1 rRNA gene is annotated in these 1,375 nt (G+C 54.6%); it reads left to right on the top strand.

The features are described from left to right. A 23S ribosomal RNA gene (locus tag BLS52_RS18210) occupies positions 1-1,364 on the top strand; the annotation flags it as partial. Positions 1,365-1,375 lie beyond the last annotated feature (11 nt).

Below are 1,375 nucleotides of genomic sequence, written 5' to 3'. Positions count from 1 at the left end.
CCGATGATCCTATGCTGCCTAGAAAAGCATCGGCGTGAGGTTCCAACTGCCCGTACCCCAAACCGACACAGGTGATCAGGTAGAGAATACTAAGGCGATCGAGAGAATTATGGTTAAGGAACTCGGCAAAATGCCCCCGTAACTTCGGGAGAAGGGGGGCCCCAACCGTGAACCGCACTTGCTGCGGGGAGGCGGATCGGGGCCGCAGAGACCAGGGGGAAGCGACTGTTTACTAAAAACACAGGTCCGTGCGAAGTCGCAAGACGATGTATACGGACTGACTCCTGCCCGGTGCTGGAAGGTTAAGAGGACCGGTTAGCTCACTTGTGGGCGAAGCTGGGAATTCAAGCCCCAGTAAACGGCGGTGGTAACTATAACCATCCTAAGGTAGCGAAATTCCTTGTCGGGTAAGTTCCGACCTGCACGAATGGAGTAACGACTTCCCCGCTGTCTCAACCATAAACTCGGCGAAATTGCACTACGAGTAAAGATGCTCGTTACGCGCAGCAGGACGGAAAGACCCCGAGACCTTCACTATAGTTTGGTATTGGTGTTCGGTGTGGCTTGTGTAGGATAGGTGGGAGACTGTGAAGCCCGGACGCTAGTTCGGGTGGAGTCATCGTTGAAATACCACTCTGGTCACTCTGGATATCTAACTTCGGCCCGTAATCCGGGTCAGGGACAGTGCCTGATGGGTAGTTTAACTGGGGCGGTTGCCTCCCAAAAAGTAACGGAGGCGCCCAAAGGTTCCCTCAGCCTGGTTGGCAATCAGGTGTCGAGTGTAAGTGCACAAGGGAGCTTGACTGTGAGAGAGACATCTCGAGCAGGGACGAAAGTCGGGACTAGTGATCCGGCGGCACATTGTGGAATGGCCGTCGCTCAACGGATAAAAGGTACCTCGGGGATAACAGGCTGATCTTGCCCAAGAGTCCATATCGACGGCATGGTTTGGCACCTCGATGTCGGCTCGTCGCATCCTGGGGCTGGAGTAGGTCCCAAGGGTTGGGCTGTTCGCCCATTAAAGCGGTACGCGAGCTGGGTTTAGAACGTCGTGAGACAGTTCGGTCCCTATCCGCTGCGCGCGTAGGAAATTTGAGAAGGGCTGTCCTTAGTACGAGAGGACCGGGACGGACGAACCTCTGGTGTGTCAGTTGTACTGCCAAGTGCACCGCTGATTAGCTACGTTCGGATGGGATAACCGCTGAAAGCATCTAAGCGGGAAGCCTGCTTCAAGATGAGATTTCCATACACCATTTGGTGTGAGAGGCCCCCAGCCAGACCACTGGGTTGATAGGCCGGATGTGGAAGCGAGGACTAACGACTCGTGAAGCTGACCGGTACTAATACGCCGATAACTTGACACACAAACACACTA

This window comes from Arthrobacter subterraneus, assembly GCF_900099735.1.
Classification (GTDB): domain Bacteria; phylum Actinomycetota; class Actinomycetes; order Actinomycetales; family Micrococcaceae; genus Arthrobacter_D; species Arthrobacter_D subterraneus.
Note: the sequence above shows the minus strand (reverse complement) of the source record. Positions and strands in the feature narration are given on the sequence as shown.